The organism is Herbidospora mongoliensis (genome assembly GCF_001570545.1).
In the GTDB taxonomy this organism is placed as follows: domain Bacteria; phylum Actinomycetota; class Actinomycetes; order Streptosporangiales; family Streptosporangiaceae; genus Herbidospora; species Herbidospora mongoliensis.
This window is the reverse complement of record NZ_BBXD01000010.1, coordinates 81,242-97,210: the sequence shown is the minus strand read 5'-3', so window position 1 is coordinate 97,210 and position 15,969 is coordinate 81,242. Positions and strand designations below refer to the sequence as shown.

General features: G+C 69.7%; 17 protein-coding genes. 10 read left to right on the top strand and 7 right to left on the bottom strand.

Going from position 1 to position 15,969, the window contains the following annotated elements; genetic code table 11:
* Nucleotides 1–122 precede the first annotated feature (122 nt).
* Genes AW272_RS09275 through AW272_RS09265 form a run of 3 tightly spaced genes read left to right on the top strand, consistent with a single transcriptional unit; the run spans nt 123 to nt 3,120 of the window.
* Nucleotides 123–1,340, top strand: a complete 1,218-nt coding sequence (locus AW272_RS09275; RefSeq protein ID WP_083958202.1) for a glycosyltransferase family 4 protein — start codon at nt 123–125, stop codon at nt 1,338–1,340.
* Between the two features lie 20 nt (nt 1,341–1,360).
* Complete coding sequence (locus tag AW272_RS09270) at nt 1,361–2,074, top strand: class I SAM-dependent methyltransferase (protein ID WP_066362737.1); 714 nt, start codon at nt 1,361–1,363, stop codon at nt 2,072–2,074.
* A complete protein-coding gene (locus AW272_RS09265; protein ID WP_066362736.1) occupies nt 2,071–3,120 on the top strand; it encodes a glycoside hydrolase family 15 protein in 1,050 nt (349 codons plus the stop codon). The genes AW272_RS09270 and AW272_RS09265 overlap by 4 nt, the downstream gene beginning before the upstream one ends.
* Here the strand turns inward: AW272_RS09265 and AW272_RS09260 are convergent, their stop codons facing one another.
* Nucleotides 3,121–3,735 (bottom strand): class I SAM-dependent methyltransferase, encoded by a 615-nt coding sequence (locus tag AW272_RS09260; protein ID WP_066362735.1) that lies wholly within the window; start codon nt 3,733–3,735, stop codon nt 3,121–3,123.
* A gap of 67 nt (nt 3,736–3,802) precedes the next feature.
* On the opposite strand from AW272_RS09260, the gene AW272_RS09255 reads away from it, so the two are divergent.
* The 6 genes from AW272_RS09255 (at nt 3,803) to AW272_RS09230 (ending at nt 8,267) form a co-directional block, all read left to right on the top strand.
* Nucleotides 3,803–4,255, top strand: coding sequence for a pyridoxamine 5'-phosphate oxidase family protein (locus AW272_RS09255; RefSeq protein ID WP_066362734.1), 453 nt, complete (start codon nt 3,803–3,805; stop codon nt 4,253–4,255).
* Nucleotides 4,255–4,452: a ferredoxin gene (locus AW272_RS09250; protein WP_066362733.1), complete on the top strand. Its 198-nt coding sequence runs from the start codon at nt 4,255–4,257 to the stop codon at nt 4,450–4,452. Before AW272_RS09255 ends, AW272_RS09250 begins: the two co-directional genes overlap by 1 nt.
* Before the next feature lie 18 nt (nt 4,453–4,470).
* A complete protein-coding gene (locus AW272_RS09245; RefSeq protein ID WP_066362731.1) occupies nt 4,471–5,553 on the top strand; it encodes a Zn-dependent alcohol dehydrogenase in 1,083 nt (360 codons plus the stop codon).
* Between the two features lie 70 nt (nt 5,554–5,623).
* Nucleotides 5,624–6,151 carry an RNA polymerase sigma factor gene (locus AW272_RS09240; protein ID WP_066362730.1) on the top strand — a complete coding sequence of 176 codons (528 nt, stop codon included), beginning with the start codon at nt 5,624–5,626 and terminating at the stop codon, nt 6,149–6,151.
* The gene (locus AW272_RS09235) at nt 6,148–6,963 is read left to right on the top strand and encodes a hypothetical protein (RefSeq protein ID WP_066362728.1); all 816 of its coding nucleotides are present in this window, start codon (nt 6,148–6,150) and stop codon (nt 6,961–6,963) included. Before AW272_RS09240 ends, AW272_RS09235 begins: the two co-directional genes overlap by 4 nt.
* A 53-nt stretch (nt 6,964–7,016) precedes the next feature.
* Nucleotides 7,017–8,267 (top strand): cytochrome P450, encoded by a 1,251-nt coding sequence (locus AW272_RS09230; protein ID WP_066362727.1) that lies wholly within the window; start codon nt 7,017–7,019, stop codon nt 8,265–8,267.
* Here the strand turns inward: AW272_RS09230 and AW272_RS09225 are convergent.
* On the bottom strand, nt 8,264–10,618 hold the full coding sequence (locus AW272_RS09225; RefSeq protein ID WP_066362726.1) for a GDSL-type esterase/lipase family protein: 2,355 nt from the start codon (nt 10,616–10,618) through the stop codon (nt 8,264–8,266). The two genes, AW272_RS09230 and AW272_RS09225, sit on opposite strands and share 4 nt — an antisense overlap.
* A 166-nt stretch (nt 10,619–10,784) precedes the next feature.
* Between AW272_RS09225 and AW272_RS09220 the strand changes: the two genes are divergently transcribed.
* Nucleotides 10,785–11,174: a nuclear transport factor 2 family protein gene (locus tag AW272_RS09220; RefSeq protein ID WP_066362725.1), complete on the top strand. Its 390-nt coding sequence runs from the start codon at nt 10,785–10,787 to the stop codon at nt 11,172–11,174.
* A gap of 1 nt (nt 11,175) precedes the next feature.
* Here AW272_RS09220 and AW272_RS09215 read toward each other — a convergent pair whose 3' ends face one another.
* The 5 genes from AW272_RS09215 to AW272_RS09195 all read right to left on the bottom strand — a co-directional run bounded on the left by AW272_RS09215 (nt 11,176) and on the right by AW272_RS09195 (nt 15,921).
* On the bottom strand, nt 11,176–12,006 hold the full coding sequence (locus AW272_RS09215; protein WP_066362723.1) for an aldo/keto reductase: 831 nt from the start codon (nt 12,004–12,006) through the stop codon (nt 11,176–11,178).
* 55 nt (nt 12,007–12,061) lie between these two features.
* Entirely contained in the window at nt 12,062–12,379 is a 318-nt protein-coding gene (locus AW272_RS09210) for a cupin domain-containing protein (protein ID WP_066362721.1), read from the bottom strand.
* A gap of 131 nt (nt 12,380–12,510) precedes the next feature.
* Nucleotides 12,511–13,515 (bottom strand): sugar phosphate isomerase/epimerase family protein, encoded by a 1,005-nt coding sequence (locus AW272_RS09205; protein WP_066362719.1) that lies wholly within the window; start codon nt 13,513–13,515, stop codon nt 12,511–12,513.
* A 178-nt stretch (nt 13,516–13,693) separates the two neighbouring features.
* Nucleotides 13,694–14,857 (bottom strand): Gfo/Idh/MocA family protein, encoded by a 1,164-nt coding sequence (locus tag AW272_RS09200; RefSeq protein WP_245657342.1) that lies wholly within the window; start codon nt 14,855–14,857, stop codon nt 13,694–13,696.
* Entirely contained in the window at nt 14,854–15,921 is a 1,068-nt protein-coding gene (locus AW272_RS09195) for a substrate-binding domain-containing protein (protein WP_066362718.1), read from the bottom strand. The genes AW272_RS09200 and AW272_RS09195 overlap by 4 nt, the downstream gene beginning before the upstream one ends.
* Between the last annotated feature and the right edge of the window lie 48 nt (nt 15,922–15,969).

Below are 15,969 nucleotides of genomic sequence, written 5' to 3'. Positions count from 1 at the left end.
GAAGGCCCTGACCGGGCCGCATTCGTAGAACACGTTCCACCGAACGGCATTCCACCTGCCTAGGCTAAGGTCATCTCAGGTGCCCCCACAGGGGCGGAAAGGGGTGCTTCGGGGTGGAGAGGCTGCGCGTCGCACTGCTGTCCTATCGCAGCAAACCCACCTGCGGCGGTCAGGGGGTGTATCTCCGCCACATCACCCGCGAGCTCGTCGCTCTCGGTCACCACGTCGAGGTCTTCTCAGGTCAGCCCTATCCGGAGCTCGACGAGGGCGTGATCCTGAACAAGGTGCCGAGCCTCGACCTCTACCGGGACGAAGATCCTTTTCGGACCCCGAAACTGGCCGAATATCGCGACTGGATCGACTTCCTCGAAGTCGGCACGATGTGGACGGCCGGTTTCCCCGAGCCGCTGACCTTCAGCATCCGGGCCCACCGGGAGCTCAAGAAGCGCATCGGCGATTTCGACGTCGTACAGGACAACCAGACGCTCGGATACGGCGTGCTGGGCATCCAGAAGCACTTCCCGGTGGTCGGCACGATCCACCACCCCATCAGCGTCGACCGGCGCATCGAACTCGAGGCCGCCGAGGGCTGGGCGAAGCTGTCCAAGCGCCGCTGGTACGGCTTCGTCCGCATGCAGGCCTACGTCGCCGCGCGCCTGAAGCCGATCCTGACCGTCAGCGAGTCGTCGATCGCCGACATCCACCGCGACTTCGACGTGCCCCAGTCGAACCTGCGCCTGATCCCGCTCGGCGTGGACACCAGGTTCTTCCACCCGCGCCCCGAGCTGGGCAGACGCAAGGGCTCGATCGTGGCGGTGGCCAGCGCCGACTCCCCGATGAAGGGCGTCGCGACGCTGCTGCGCGCGGTCGCCAAGCTCTCCACCGAGCGCGACGTGAACCTGACGATCGTCAGCAAGCCGACGCCGGGCGGCCCGACCGAGCAGCTCGTGGCCGAACTGTCGCTGCACGACCGGGTGAAGTTCGTCCACGGCATCACCGACGACGAGCTCGGCACGCTGATCGCCACCTCGGAGATCTCCGTCGTCCCCTCTCTGTACGAGGGCTTCTCCCTCCCCGCCGTGGAGCACATGGCCTGCGGGACCCCGCTGATCGCCTCCCGCACCGGCGCCCTGCCCGAAGTGGTGGGCGACGCCGCGGTCATGGTCACCCCGGGCGACCCCGAGGAACTCGCCGCCACCCTGCTCCGCCTTCATGATTCTCCCGCCGAGCGGGAGGAATACGGCAAGCGCGGCTTCGACCGCGTCATGGAGCGTTACGCGTGGCCCGTCGTGGCCCGCAAGACCGTTGAGGCCTACCGCGAGGCCATCGCCGCGCGCTGACCCGAAGGGTTCCCCAGCAGATGCTGACCGTCGATTTCGCCCGCCTGCCCGTCGGACCCGGTGACCGCGTGCTCGACCTGGGCGCCGGTGGCGGCCGGCACGCCTTCGAGGTGCTGCGCCGGGGCGCCGACGTGGTCGCCTTCGACCTCGACCCGGCCGAGATGGAGTCTGTGGCGGGCATGTTCGCGGCCATGGACAAAGAGGGCGAGGTCCCCTACGGCGCCTCGGGTGAGACCGTCGTCGGGACCGCCCTCGACATGCCGTTCCCGGACGGTTCGTTCGACCGGGTGATCGCCTCCGAGGTCCTGGAGCACATCCCGGAGGACATGGCGGCGATGAAGGAGATCGTCCGGGTGCTGAAGCCCGGCGGGCTGCTGGCCGTGACGGTGCCGGCCTTCCTGCCGGAGCGGGTCTGCTGGGCGCTGTCGGAGGCCTACCACACGGCTCCCGGCGGGCATATCCGGATCTACACGCTGGCCGAGCTGTCGGCCAAGCTGAAGTCCTCCGGCCTGGAGATCGGCGACCACCACCACGCCCACGGGCTGCACACGCCCTACTGGTGGATCAAGTGCGCGGTCGGGGTCGACAACAACGACCACCCGATCGCGAAGGCGTACCACGAGCTGCTGGTCTGGGACATCATGAAGCGCCCCGCGGTCACCCGCATCGCCGAGCAGATCCTCAACCCGGTCATCGGCAAGAGCGTGGTCCTCTACGCCCGGAAGCCCGCATGATCCCGGCGGTGCCCGGGGTCGTGACCGGCGAGCAGATCGCCGCCACGGCCGCCAGCATCGCCGCCGTCCAGCTCCCCGACGGGGGGATCCCCTGGCCGGAGGGCCACGTCGACGCGTGGAACCACGTCGAATGCCTGATGGCCATGACGGCTGGAGGGCTGCGCGAGTCGTCTCTACGCGGCTGGGAGTGGCTCCGGCGGCACCAGCGCGCCGACGGCTCGTGGCCCATGAAGGTCCTGAACGGCGAGCCGCTGGAAGACCGGGGCGAGTCCAACCACGCCGCCTACGTCGCGGTGGGTGTCTGGCACGACCTGCTGATCACCGGCGACGAGGGGTTCGCCCGCGAGATGTGGCCGACGGTCATCCGGGCCCTCGACTTCGTCACGGGCCTGCAGACCACCCGGGGCGAGATCCTCTGGGAGGCCGCCGCCGACTCCTACGCGCTGCTGACCGGTTGCTCCTCGGTCTACCAGGGCCTTCGCTGTGGTGTACGTCTCGCCGAAGCCCTCGGCGATCCGCAGCCCGACTGGGAGCTGGCGGCCGATCGGCTCGGTCACGTGCTGCGCGAGCACCCGGAGGCGTTCGCCGACAAGAGCCGCTTCTCGATGGACTGGTACTACCCGGTGCTCGGCGGGGCGCTGCGCGGCGAGCGGGCACTGCGCCGCCTCGACGACGACTGGGACACGTTCGCGGTGGCCGGTCTCGGCATCAGATGTGTCTCCGACCAGCCGTGGGTGACCGGCGCGGAGTCGTGCGAGCTGGTCCTGGCCCTGGACGCGGTCGACGACCCCCGCGCCCTCGCGATCTTCACTGAGATGCAGCACCTGCGGCACCCCGACGGCTCCTACTGGACCGGCTGGCAGTTCGTGAACGAGCGCCACTTCCCGAACGAGCGATCGGCGTACACGGCGGCGGCGGTGATCCTCGCGGCCGACGCGCTCTCCCGCACCACCCCGGCCAACGGCATCTTCCGCGACGCGGGCGCGATCGCCGAAGACCGCGCCACCGAAGACTGCGGCTGCCAGCGGGCAGGGTCACCGGCCTGACTAGACCCTCTCCAGGGCCCGCAGCGACCCGGTCACCCGGGTCTCCTTGAAGCCCTCTTCGAGGGCCCTCAGATAGATCCGGTACGGCGCCTGCCCGCCCTCGGCCGGGTCGGTGTGGATGTCGTGGAAGATCAGGGCGCCACCCGGCACCACGTGCGGCGCCCAGCCCTCGTAGTCCCTGGTCACCGGATCGTCGGAGTGGCCGCCGTCGATGAACAGCAGCCCGAGCGGGGTGCGCCAGTGCCCGGCCACGGTCGCCGACGCCCCCACGACCGCGATGACCTCGTCCTCCAGACCGGCGGTGGCGATGGTCGTACGGAAGAAGGGCAGTGAGTCCATCCGGCCGTAGCGGTGGTCGACCAGGGTGGGGTCGTGGTGGATCCAGCCGGGCTGGATCTCCTCGGAACCCCGGTGGTGGTCGATCGTGAACAGGACCGTGGAGGTCGCGCGGGCCGCCGCGCCCAGGTAGACGGCCGACTTGCCGCAGTAGGAGCCGATCTCGGCCATCGGCCCGCGGGAGCCGTACAGACAACCGAGCTCGTAGAGAGCCAGGCCCTCGGCGGGGGGCATGAAGCCCTTGGCCCGCTCGGCGGTCTGTCGCAGATGAACCGGCATCGGGTGGTTTGTCACCCGCCCGAGACTACCCTTGTCCACGTAGGTGCAACGTGTTCTACTTCTGGTCGTGAACCAGCGCGCGCGGATCGGGATGACCGGCGAAGAGGTGGCCGTCCTGCTGAAAGAGGGCCGCAAACTCCAGCTCGCCACGATCAACCCCGACGGCACGCCCCACCTGGTCACCATGTTCTACGGCCTGTCGGACGACGGCCGGCTGATCTTCTGGACCTACGCCAAGGCCCAGAAGTCCCGCAACATCGACCGCGACCCCCGGGTGACCTGCCTGATCGAGACGGGCGACGACTACGGCGACCTGCGCGGCGCGACGATCTACGGCACCGCGCTCCCCTACGACGACGTGATGGACGCCGGCATGCGCGTCACGGCCAGGATGACCGGCCAGGACCCCGAGCCGATGCGCCCCTTCGTCGAACTGACCGGGCGCAAGCGCGTCGCCTACATCGTCGAGCCTGGCCGCGTAGTCTCCTGGGATCACCGCAAACTGCTCGGGAGTTCTTGATGCCTAAGGTCATTGTCGACTACCTCGTCTGTGAGGCCAACGGGGTCTGCGTAGGCCTGGCACCACAGGTTTTCGACCTCGACGACGACGACAACCTGCACGTCCTCCTGGAAGAACCCCCCGCCGACATGCTCGACCGGGTCCGGCACGCGGTCCGGTCATGTCCGAAGGCGGCACTTTCGCTCGAAGAAGAGTAAAAACCACCGGAGGTTCTCATGCGCGGCGCTCTGCTGCACACCATCGGCGCGGACAAACTCGACATCCGCGATGACCTGGCCCTCATCCCGGTCGGCCCATCAGACGTCCGGGTCCGGATCAGGGCGACCGGCGTCTGCCATTCGGACCTGTCGGCCATCGCGGGCGTACTCCCCCAGCCCGCCCCGCTGGTTCCCGGTCACGAGGGAGCCGGCGAGGTCGTCGAGGTCGGCGACCACGTGCGGAGCGTCGCCCCCGGCGACCACGTGATCATCAACTGGACCCCCGCCTGCGGCACGTGCCCGAGCTGCATCCACGGGCAGTACCACCTCTGCCTGACCTCGGTCATGCGCGGTTTCACCGAGCCGGGGTTCAAGTTCGACGGCGACAAACCCGCTTTCGGCATGGCCGGCTGCGGCACCTGGGCCGAGGAGATCGTGGTGCCCGAGGGCGGCGCGATCAAGGTCGACACGGATGTGCCGTTCGAGATGGCGGCCCTGATCGGCTGCGGCATCACCACGGGCGTCGGCGCCGCCCTGAACACCGCCAAGGTCCGCCCCGGCACGACGGTCGCCGTCGTCGGCTGCGGCGGCGTGGGCCTGTCGGTGATCCAGGGCGCCCGCATCTCCGGCGCGACCACGATCCTGGCGATCGACCCCCTGGAGTCGAAACACGAACTGGCCAAGAAGGTCGGCGCCACCCACGCCTGCACCCCCGACCAGCTCATGGACGCCATCGGCACCCTCACCGACGGCCAGGGCTTCGACTACGGCTTCGAGGTCGTCGGCAAGTCCCAGGCCATCATGACCGCCTGGCAGGCGACCCGCCGCGGCGGCGACGTCATCGTGGTCGGCGCCGGCGCGATGGACGACATGGTCCCCCTCAACGCCTTCAGCCTCCTGTTCGACGGCAAGAACCTCCTCAGTTCCCTGTACGGGGGAAGCGACGTCCGCCGGGACTTCCCGTTCTACGCGGGGCTCTACAAGGCGGGCAAGCTCGACCTGGAGAGCATGATCAGCTCCCGCATCCAGATCACCGACCTCAACGACGCGGTGACGGCCCTTCGCAGCGGTGAGGTCCTTCGCCAGATCGTCCTCATGTAACTGAAACAGCCGTAAGAGGTGCCGGACATCTATCAAGGTGTCCGGCACTTCGGCATGAGGAGAGTCATCCGTGGCCCACCCCCCGGGAGCGCGAGACCGCTTCGAGGCGATCTACGACGCGCACTACCCGGCCATCCACCAGTACGCCGCCCGCCGCACGGACTCCCCCGACGACACGGCGGACGTGCTCTCCGAGACGTTCCTCACCGCATGGCGGCGCATCGCCGACGTGCCCGAGGGCGACGCGGCCCGCCTGTGGCTGTACGGCGTGGCCCGCCGCGTCCTGGCCAACCAGCGGCGCGGACACTCCCGCAGGGCCGGGCTGGCCGAACGCCTCAAGGACGCCGCCCGACCGGCCGGGCCCGACGGGCTCGACCACGTGCGGGAGGCGTTCGGCGACCTGCCCGACCGGGACCGTGAGGTCCTCGCCCTGGCCTTCTGGGAGGACCTGACCGGCCCGGAGATCGGCAAGGTGCTCGGCTGCACGGCGACCGCCGCCCGCATCAGGCTGCACCGCGCGCGCAGGCGGCTGGCCAAGGCGCTGGGGCTCGCCGAAAAGGGCCGGACGACCGCGGAACTGAGAGGAGAAAGCCTGTGAGCAAGATCGGCCGGATGGTGGCCGCCATCGACCCCGTGCCCCGCGCGCCGGAACCGGGTCAGGAGGCGCGAGAGCTGTTCGACGAGATCGTCGCGACCCCGGTGGAGCCGCCCCGCAGGCTCCGCTGGCCGGTGCTGATCCCCGTCGCGGCGGTGCTGGCGACGGCGGCCGTCCTGGGCGTGGCCTTCCTCCCCCCCGGCGCCCCGAGCGGGATCGCGCCACCCGCCGCCCTGGCGTTCCAGCGCGCGGGCGACGACTGGATCGTCACCGTCGAGGACCTCTACGCCGACGCTGAGCGTTTCGCGTCCGAGTTCAGGGCGCGGGGATTCGACATCGGGCTGGCGATCCACCCGGGCTCGCCGAGTGTGGTCGGCCGGGTCACGGCCATGGAGTCCTCCGAGGGATCCCACATCCAGGAGGAGTCGGCGGACTGCCGGTCGCTGGGCCGGTGCGTGGTCTCCTTCCGCATCCCCGCCGACTTCAAGGGCAGCGTGAAGCTCCACTTCGCCCGCCCGGCCAGGCCCGGTGAGCAGTATTTCTCGGCCGGTGACGTCGGTAACGAGGGCGAGTTGCTGCACTGCGTCCCGTTCCAGGGCATGACCGTGGACGAGGCGCGGGCGGTGCTGGCCGAGCGGGACGGCTCGATCGCGGAGTTCCGGGTCGGCACCGACCGCGGCAGGTCCGACCCCGCCGAGCAGGTGCCGGGGAACTGGTTCGTCGAGGACGCGGTGCCGTGGGCCCCAGGGCAGGTGCTCGTCTGGGCCGGGCCGTCACAGGTGACTGTGGACACACAGAAAAGGGCCGGCTGCTAGCCATCTGACTGAGTCACAAGTCAGACGCAAGCCCGCGATGGCTTGATCCTCTTGTGAGAACTCTTACCGACAACCTGACCCTCGGATTCCGCAACTCCGTGGTCAACGTGCTCGCCGCCTCCGGCGACCCGGTCGCGCGTCTGCTGCAAGGGTCGCCGGAGGCCGACCCGTACCGGCTCATGGAGGAGGTGCGGGCCCGGGGACCGGTGGTGCGTTCGCGGGTCGGGCCGAACATGGTCACCTCCCGGGCCCTCTGCGAGGAGGTGCTCCGGGACCGCCGGTTCACCACCCGCGACGCCGACGGCCGCGCGGCCTCCTACGACCCGCTGCTCGTCGGCTCCCCGCTGGAGGGGGCGTTCATCTATCTCGACCCGCCCGACCACACCCGGCTGCGCCGGATCGCCGCCCCGAGTTTCCGGCCGCAGGCGATGCGGGCCCGCGCCGACCGGATCGCCGCCGTCGCCGACCGGCTGCTCGCCCGGCTCGACGGGAAGACCGAGTTCGACCTGATGCGCGACTTCGCCGCGCCGTTCCCCATCGCCGTGATCAGCGAGCTGTTCGGGATCGAAGGGGTCGACCACGAGAAGTTCACCGAGATGGGGACGGTCGTCGGCGCGACCCTCGCGGGGGTGCGGACGGCCCGGCAGGCGGCCGGCCTCCGGCGGGCCTCCCGCGAGCTGACCGAACTGTTCGCCGGGCTCCTCGACGCCCGGCGCCGCGCGCCGAAGGACGACCTGCTGAGCGCCCTGGCGAACGCCCAGGACGAGGAGGTCATGACGGCCGAGGAGGCGGTCAAGACCTGCTGCCTGCTGCTGATCGCGGGCTTCGAGACGACCGTGAACCTCATCGGCAACGGCGTCGCCGCGCTCGCCGCAGGCGGCCAGTGGGACCGGCTGCGCGACGAACCCGCACTGGCCGGACGGGTGGTCGAGGAGACGCTGCGCTACGACTCCCCCGTGCAGGGCGCGATCCGCCACACCAGCGAGGATCTCGTTCTCGGCGGGCACCCGCTCACGAAGGGAACCATCGTCGTGACGCTCATCGCGGCCGCCAACCGGGATCCCGCCGTCTACCGCGAGCCCGGCCGGTTCGACCTCGACCGTACGGGCGAACCCGACCACCTGTCGTTCGGCGGCGGCATCCACTACTGCCTCGGGGCGCCACTGGCCCGCCTCGAAGGACGCGTCGCCTTCGAGGCGCTGGCCAAGCGGTTCGCGCGGGTCAGGCTGCTGCCCGGCGCCCGGCGGCGGGAGGGCATGGTGATCCGGGGATACCACGCCCTGCCCGTCGCCGTCTCGGCCTAGCCGCCCACGCCGGTGTTGATGCCCGAGGCGATGACCCCCCGGTCGATCCAGTGGTCGCCGGTGACGTCGGCGCGGACGTTGATCCAGCCCCGGACCGAGCCGTCGCTCCGGTCGATGGCCAGGTAGTCGGCGCGCGTGTCGCCGTTGAGGTCGCCGAAGCGGGCGACGCGGCCCGTGAGGCCGACGCCGGTGCCGGTGCCGGAGGCGATCACGCCCCGGTCCTCCCACTGGTCGCCGCCGTTCTCGGCGCCGACGTTGCGCCACGCGCGGGTGTTGCCGGTGGCCGGGTCGATCGCCAGGTAGTCGTCGCGCCCGTCGCCGTCGAGGTCGGCGAACTGGACGTAGCGGCCGGTCAGGGAGACGCCGGTGTCGATGCCGGAGGCGATGACGCCCTTGTCGAGCCAGTGGTCGCCGCTGCGGTCGGCGCCCCGGTTGAGCCAGGCGCGGGTGTTGCCGTTCGCGGGGTCGAGGGCCAGGTAGTCGTCGCGGCCGTCGCCGTCGATGTCGGCGAACTGGGTCACCCGTCCCGGCAGGCCGACGCCCGTGCCGATGCCGGAGGCGAGCACGCCGCGGTCCTCCCAGCGGTCGCCGCCGTTCTCGGCGGCGATGTTGCGCCAGCCCCGCGTGTTGCCGGTGGCCGGGTCGAGGGCCAGGTAGTCGTCGCGGCCGTCGCCGTCGAGGTCGGCGAACAGCGCCACGCGGCCGGTGCCGTGGCCGACGCCCGTGCCGGTGCCGGACGCGGTGATGCCGCAGGGCACCCAGTGGTCGCCCGAGTAGTCGGCGCCGTTGTTGAGCCAGGTCCGCACCGAACCGTTGGCGGCGTCGAGGGCCAGATAGTCGTCGCGGCCGTCGCCGTTGAAGTCGGCGAACCAGGCCTCCCGGCCGCTTCCGCCGTGCGCGTCGGGGCCGGGCGTGCACAGAACCGGGTCGGGACCGGCGGTCGGGGTGATCCACCCCTCCATGGCCGCCCGCATGACCCCGAGGTGGAAGATCTGGCCCATCTTCCGGTAGCCGTTGTCGTTGGGGTGGACGTCGTCGGCGATGTCGTTCGGCGTCACCGCGGCCATGTCGACCAGGATGATGTGCCGGCCCGCCCCCTGGCGACTCCTGATCATCTCCGGCAGTCGCTGGTTGAACTGCCTGATGCGGGCGTCGATGGCCGACGTACGCGACGGAACCAGCGTGGAGACGACCACGGCCACCGTCGGCCGGAAGGTGAAGATGCGGTCGATCAGGCCCATGAGCCGGTCGGCAGCGGTGCTCGCCTGGTAGTTCTGGATCATGTCGTTGGTGCCCAGGTGCAGGGTCACCACGTCGGGCCGGTAGGCGTTGAGCCAGCCTTCGACCTGGCCCTGGATCTGGTCGATCCGCCAGCCGGAATGGCCCTCGTGGTCGCGGTCGGGTCCGGTGCCGTGGGCGAGGGAGCCCATGAAGTCGTACTGGAAACCCATGTTCGTGAGCGAGCGCTGGAGCACCATGCGATAGCTGGAGTTCGTCGGGCTGCCGACGCCCTCGGTGATGGAGTCGCCCAGCGGCATGAGGCGCATGGCGCCGGGAACGCGCACCCTGGAGACGGCGTCCGGGATACGGCTGGCGAGTTCGGCGAGGAAGTTGGCGGCGGCGCCACAGGCGTCCCTGAAGGCGGCCCAGTTCCCGGCGAGCTGTTGGCCCAGCTTCCGCAGCCCCGCGGCGAGCTTGTCGATGTGGCCCGGCAGGACCTCCTTGGCCCAGGTGTTGATCCCGGCCTCCCAGGCAGCGCCCCCGGCGGCCATCGCGATCGCACCGATGAACGTCTTGGCCCAAGCGTTGCCGTCGCTGAGCGTACCGTCGAACGCCTGCTGGATCATGCCCCTGGCCAGGCCTCCGAAGAAGCCGCCGATGCTGACGCAGAGGACCGCCGCCGCGGGCAGGAAGCCGACGCACAGCGTTCTGAGCGCCAGCCCCAACAGCATGCCCGTCGCCGCGGCGAGGACCTCGGCCCACCAGCTGGCGTTGGTGAGCGGCGCGCCGTCGGTGATGGTGAGGCTGATCCCGGTGGACGTCAGCCCGAGCTGGCCGGTGAAGGGGGTCCAGTCGTCGAAGCCGCCGCCGGGCAGGCCGTTGGGGTTGTTCTCGAAGTCCTCCTTGATGGTGTCGCTGAGCCTGGCGTTGCGGCCCTGCGTCTCCGCGAGGATCTGCTGCATCTGCGCCGACGAGTAGCCGGACGCCTCCAAGCTGATGATCACGTCACCGTCGGCCACGGCGACCGAGATCGCGCCCTGCGAGGGCGCGGCGAGGGCCGGTTGAACCGGGGTCAGGTTGGCCAAGAGCGAGATCACCAGGGTCAGGATGATCGCCAGACGGGTTTTCACACACGCCTCCGGGCTGAGGGGACTTGATCGTCTCCGGCCAACCCGGACTCCGGATCAAACTCGGCGTGAACAATCATGAAAAGAGCCACCTCGGCGACAGTTACACGCCGCGATTTGCTCCGTATCGTCCACCTCAGTGCTGTCGATCACCTGAGGGAGAACCGATATGTCCGACGATGTGGCGCGGCGCGTCTTCGACGTGGTCGACGCGTTCGACCCCGACGCCTTCGCGAAGCTGTTCGCCGAGGACGGCACCCTGCGATTCGGAAACGCCGCCCCCAACAAGGGCCGCGAGGCCATCGCCACCGGCCTGAAGGGCTTCTTCTCCACCCTCGCCGGCCTGCGGCACCGGATCGTCCGAAGCTGGCAGGTGGACGCCGAGGTCGTCGCCGAGACCGAGGTCACCTACACCCGGCTCGACGGCACGGAGGTCGGCGTCGTGGCCGTCTCGATCTGGACGACCGGCGACGACGGCCTGATCACCGACTATCGGATCTTCGTCGACCTCGCGCCCCTCTATTCGACCCAGGGCTCGGTCGTGACGACCGAGATCTGACCTAGAACTCCTCGTGGGTGTCCGGGTCGAGCCTGACCGGCTCGCCGGTGTCGAGCGCGGTGACGGCGGCGAGGTCGGACGCGTCGAGGTGGAAACCGAAGACGTCGATGTTCTCCCGCTGCCGCCCCGGGTCCCCCGACTTGGGCACCACGGTGATCCCCCGGTCGAGCAGCCACCGCAGCACCACCTGCGACGGCGTCGCCCCGACCCGCCGGGCGATGTCCACGATCACTGGGTGCGCCAGGATCCCGGTGTTCCGCTCCAGCGGACTCCAGGCCTGGACGACGGTCGGGTCGCCCTCCGTGGCCTCCATGAGGGCGGCCTGAGCGTGGGTGGGCGACACCTGCCGCTGGTTGACCGCTGGATGGACCCCGGTCTCCTTGACCACGGCGGCCAGGTGCTCCGGCGTGAAGTTGGAGACCCCGACCGACCGGATCAGCCCCTCGCGGGCCAGGTCGAGCAGCGCGGCATAGGTCTCGACATACTTGCCGAGCCGGGGCAGCGGCCAGTGGATCAAATAGAGGTCGACGTAGTCGAGCCCCAGCCGCTCAAGCGAGGCCTCCAGAGCGGGACGCGCCTTCGCCGCCCCGTGGTCGTCCCCGCGCAGCTTGGTCGTGACGAACAGTTCCTCGCGGGGCAACCCCGACTCACGGACCCCGGCCCCGACAGCCGCTTCGTTGCCATAGGCCGCGGCCGTGTCGAGCAGGCGATATCCGGACTCGACGGCGGTCAACACGGCGTCGGTGGCCTGCCGGTTCTGCAGGGGGTAGGTTCCCAAGCCCACGACGGGCATCGAATATCCGGAGTTGAGAGTCACGTCCTTATTGCTCATGACTCCACCTTCTCAGCCCCGTCCCCCTTGGTCGTACGGGGTTCTCGGCGTGGGGTCAGATTCCGGTGACCGTGGTCAGAAGCACAACGGAGTCCTCCACTGCTCTCAAGCTGTGGCGGTGGTGCGGGATGGGGATCAGTGCGCCGCTGTGGTGCGTGGTTCCGTCGAGGACGACTGATCCGGTCAGGACATGGAGGCTGGCGGCCGGCGGCGCCTCATGCTCTGCCAGTTCGGAGTCGGCGGTCAGTGCGATCAGCGTCTGCCGCAGCGGGCCATCGTGGAGAACCAGGTGGGCGTTGCGGCCGTGGGCCGAGCTTCGTGCTTTCTCCAAGCACTCGCCTGCGCCGGCTGTCAGATCGACGTCGGAGTTCATTCCGTGGCCCTTCCCCAGCCGGGGTCGACGACACCCGTCAGTGAGCTTTGGGGCGAACAGACACGGCAAATGGAAAGGCACGGCCTGCGCTCCTGACCTAGGGAAGCGCAGGCCGTGCCTCGTTCAGAGGGTCACTCGGAGCTGAACGCCGCGTCGAACGCCGCAGCGGGCGGGGTGATCGCGTTGAGCTTCGAGATGAACGCCAGGGCCTCGGGCGCGCCCATGAGGCGGTCCATGCCGGCGTCTTCCCACTCGATGGAGATGGGGCCGTCGTAACCGATGTGGTTGAGGGCGCGGAAGCAGTCCTCCCACGGCACGTCGCCACGGCCGGTCGAGACGAAGTCCCAGCCGCGCTTGGGGTCGGCCCACGCCAGGTGGGACGACAGGATGCCGCGGCGGCCGTCGCCGATGCGGACCTTGGCGTCCTTGCAGTCGACGTGGTAGATCCGGTCGGCGAAGTCGAGGATGAAGCCAGCCGGGTCGAGCTGCTGCCACACCATGTGGGACGGGTCCCAGTTGAGGCCGAACGAGGCCCGGTGGCCGATGGCCTCCAGGGTCTTGACGGTGGTGTGGTAGTCGTAGGCGATCTCGCTCGGGTGCACCTCGTGGGCGAAGCGCACACCCTCCTGCTCGAACACGTCGAGGATGGGGTTGAAGCGCTCGGCGAAGTCCTCGTAGCCGCGGTCGATCATGGCCTGGCTGGCCGGCGGGAACATGGCAACGGTGTGCCAGATCGAGGAGCCGGTGAAGCCGACGATCGTGTTCACGCCCAGGAGGGCGGCCGCACGGGCGGTGTTCTTGGTCTCCTCGGCGGCGTTGCGCCGGACCTGCTCGGCGTCCTCGTCCCACAGGCGCGAGGGCAGGATGCCCTTGTGGCGCTCGTCGATCGGGTGGTCGCAGATGGCCTGGCTGATCAGGTGGTTGGAGATCGTCCAGACCTTGAGGTTGTACTTCTCCAGGGTCTCGAGCTTGCGCTTGACGTACCCGGGGTCGCTCAGGGCCTTGTCGACCTCGAAGTGGTCGCCCCACGTGGCGATCTCGAGGCCTTCGTAACCCCATTCGGAGGCGAGGCGGCAGACCTCCTCGAAGGGCAGGTCGGCCCACTGGCCGGTGAAGAGGGTGATCGGTCGCGTCATCGTCGTCTGTCTCCGTCAGTCTCCTGGGACAGGGTTGTGCCCCTTCCGCCCGGAACGCGAAACGGCTCGGGTGGCACTCACGCGTACGTCGCCTCGGCGCGACGGCGTACGCGCGACCGTGCCGGTCGCGTTCCGGGCGGAGGGAACCCCGGGTCCCCCCGAAAAAGGTGTGCGTGGTCTAGACAGTCGTCCAGCGGCTGTCGTCGCCGGCGCTGCGCTCGACCGCGTCGAGCACCTTCTGCACTTGGAGTCCGTCGTCGAACGAGGGCGTGGGGTCCGCCCCTGCCGCGATGGCCTCCAGGAAGTCCTTCACCTCGTGGGTGAATGTGTTCTCGTACCCGAGACCATGGCCCGGAGGCCACCACGCGCCCGCGTAGGGGTGACCCGCCTCGGTGACGAGCACCCGGCGGAATCCACCTTCCTCAGCGGCCAGCGTGTGGTCGTGGAACCACAGCTCGTTGAGCGACTCGAAGTCGAACGAGATGCTCCCGAGGGAGCCGTTGACCTCGATGCGCAGCGCGTTCTTGCGGCCGGTGGCGAAACGCGTGGCCTCGAAGGAGGCGATCGCGCCGTTGCCGAAACGGCCGGTGAAGATCGCGGCGTCGTCCACGGTGACCTGGCCCATTTCGACGCCGCCCTGGGCGGAGAGCCCGGCGGAGGCGTCGGCGAGCGGGCGCTCCTTGACGAACGTCTCGGTGATGGCCGAGACGCCGGTCAGCAGGTCGTCCAGGATGAACTGCGCGGTGTCGATGATGTGGGCGCCGATGTCACCGAGCGCGCCCGATCCGGCCTTGTCCTTCTGAAGGCGCCAGACGAGCGGGAACTCGGGGTCGACGATCCAGTCCTGCAGGTACTGGGCGCGTACGTGCCGGATGGAACCCAGACGGCCCTCGGCGACGAGCTGGCGGGCCAGCGCGACGGCGGGGACGCGGCGGTAGTTGAAAGCGACCATGCTGCGCACACCCCGGGCCGCTGCCGCGCGGGCGGCGGCGGCCATGGCCTCCGCCTCCTCGACGGTGTTGGCCAGGGGCTTCTCGCACAGGACGTGCTTTCCCGCCTCAAGTGCGGCGATGGCGATCTCGGCGTGCGAGTCACCGGGGGTGCAGATGTCGACCAAATGCACGTCGTCGCGCTTGAGGAGTTCCTTCCAGTCCGTCTCGACGGACGCCCAGCCCATCTGTTCGGCGGCAGCCTCGGTGTTCGCCTGCGACCGGCCGGACAGAACCGCCATGGACGGTTTGACCGGCAGGTCGAAGAACGCGCCGACACTGCGCCAGGCCTGGGAGTGCACGCGTCCCATGAACGCGTACCCCACCATGCCCACCCCGATGACCGGCTTCACGACTCGAAGCCCAGCGGCAGGTACTCGGCGGCGTTCTCCTTCGTGATGGTCTCGGAGGCCAAGGTGATGGACTGCGGGACCTGGTGCTCCAGAAGGTCGCCCATGCCCTTGCCCTGCGCGATCAGACGCGCGAGCTTGATGGCCGAACCGGCCATCGTGGGCGAGTAGGTGACCGTCGCCTTGAGGACGCCCGAGTCGGCCTGGATGTCGCGCATGGCGTTGGCCGAGCCGGCGCCGCCGACCATGAAGAACTCGGAGCGGTTGGCCTCCTTGATGGCGGCCAGCACGCCGATGCCCTGGTCGTCGTCGTGGTTCCAGATGGCGTCGATCTTCGGGTGCGCCTGGAGGAGCTGCGAGGCGACCTCGGTGCCCGACTCGACGGTGAACGCGGCGTCCTGCTGCGCGGTCACCTTGAAGTCGTAGGTGGCGAGGGCGTCGGCGAAACCCTTGCTGCGGTCCTGGGTCAGGGGCAGGGTCGCGATGCCCTGGATCTCCAGGATGACCGGGCTGGCGGTGCCCGCGTCCTTCAGCTTCTTGCCGATGTAGTGACCGGCGGCCACGCCCATGCCGTAGTTGTCGCCACCGACGTAGGTACGGAACGACAGCTTGTCCGGGAAGATGCGGTCGAGGTTGACGACCGGGATGCCGGCGTCGGTGGCGGTGCGGGCGATCTGGTTCAGCTGCGCGCCGTCGTTCGGCAGCATGACGATGACGTTGACCTTGGCCGCGATCAGCGACTCGATGGCCGAAATCTGCACGCTGACGTCGTTGGTCGGCTCGACGGCCTTGAACTCGACATCGGAGTACTTGGCGGCGGCGTCGGCGGCGTTCTTGGCGATGGCCGCGATCCAGCCGTGGTCGGCGGCGGGGGCGGAGAAGCCGATGACGACCTTCGTGCCCGGCTCGTCGTTACCACCCGCGGCGGGCGCGGGGGCGGCGGCGGCAGCCGAGGTGGCGGCCGGAGCCGCGGCGGGCTCGTTGCTGGTGCAGGCCGTAACGAGCGCACCGGCACCGATGACGGCACCGCCGAGGAGGAATCCGCGGCGACCCGGGGTCTGGGTCATGATGTTTCTCCCTTGGAGAGTTATTTCCGGCAGTGAGGTACTAGAGCC

Coding starts and splice junctions, on each gene's coding strand:
- AW272_RS09265 (WP_066362736.1), top strand. CDS start 2,071: ATGATCCCGGCGGTGCCCGGGGTCGTGACCGGCGAGCAGATCGCCGCC.
- AW272_RS09195 (WP_066362718.1), bottom strand. CDS start 15,921: ATGACCCAGACCCCGGGTCGCCGCGGATTCCTCCTCGGCGGTGCCGTC.
- AW272_RS09260 (WP_066362735.1), bottom strand. CDS start 3,735: ATGCCGGTTCATCTGCGACAGACCGCCGAGCGGGCCAAGGGCTTCATG.
- AW272_RS09220 (WP_066362725.1), top strand. CDS start 10,785: ATGTCCGACGATGTGGCGCGGCGCGTCTTCGACGTGGTCGACGCGTTC.
- AW272_RS09210 (WP_066362721.1), bottom strand. CDS start 12,379: ATGAACTCCGACGTCGATCTGACAGCCGGCGCAGGCGAGTGCTTGGAG.
- AW272_RS09270 (WP_066362737.1), top strand. CDS start 1,361: ATGCTGACCGTCGATTTCGCCCGCCTGCCCGTCGGACCCGGTGACCGC.
- AW272_RS09205 (WP_066362719.1), bottom strand. CDS start 13,515: ATGACGCGACCGATCACCCTCTTCACCGGCCAGTGGGCCGACCTGCCC.
- AW272_RS09215 (WP_066362723.1), bottom strand. CDS start 12,006: ATGAGCAATAAGGACGTGACTCTCAACTCCGGATATTCGATGCCCGTC.
- AW272_RS09245 (WP_066362731.1), top strand. CDS start 4,471: ATGCGCGGCGCTCTGCTGCACACCATCGGCGCGGACAAACTCGACATC.
- AW272_RS09250 (WP_066362733.1), top strand. CDS start 4,255: ATGCCTAAGGTCATTGTCGACTACCTCGTCTGTGAGGCCAACGGGGTC.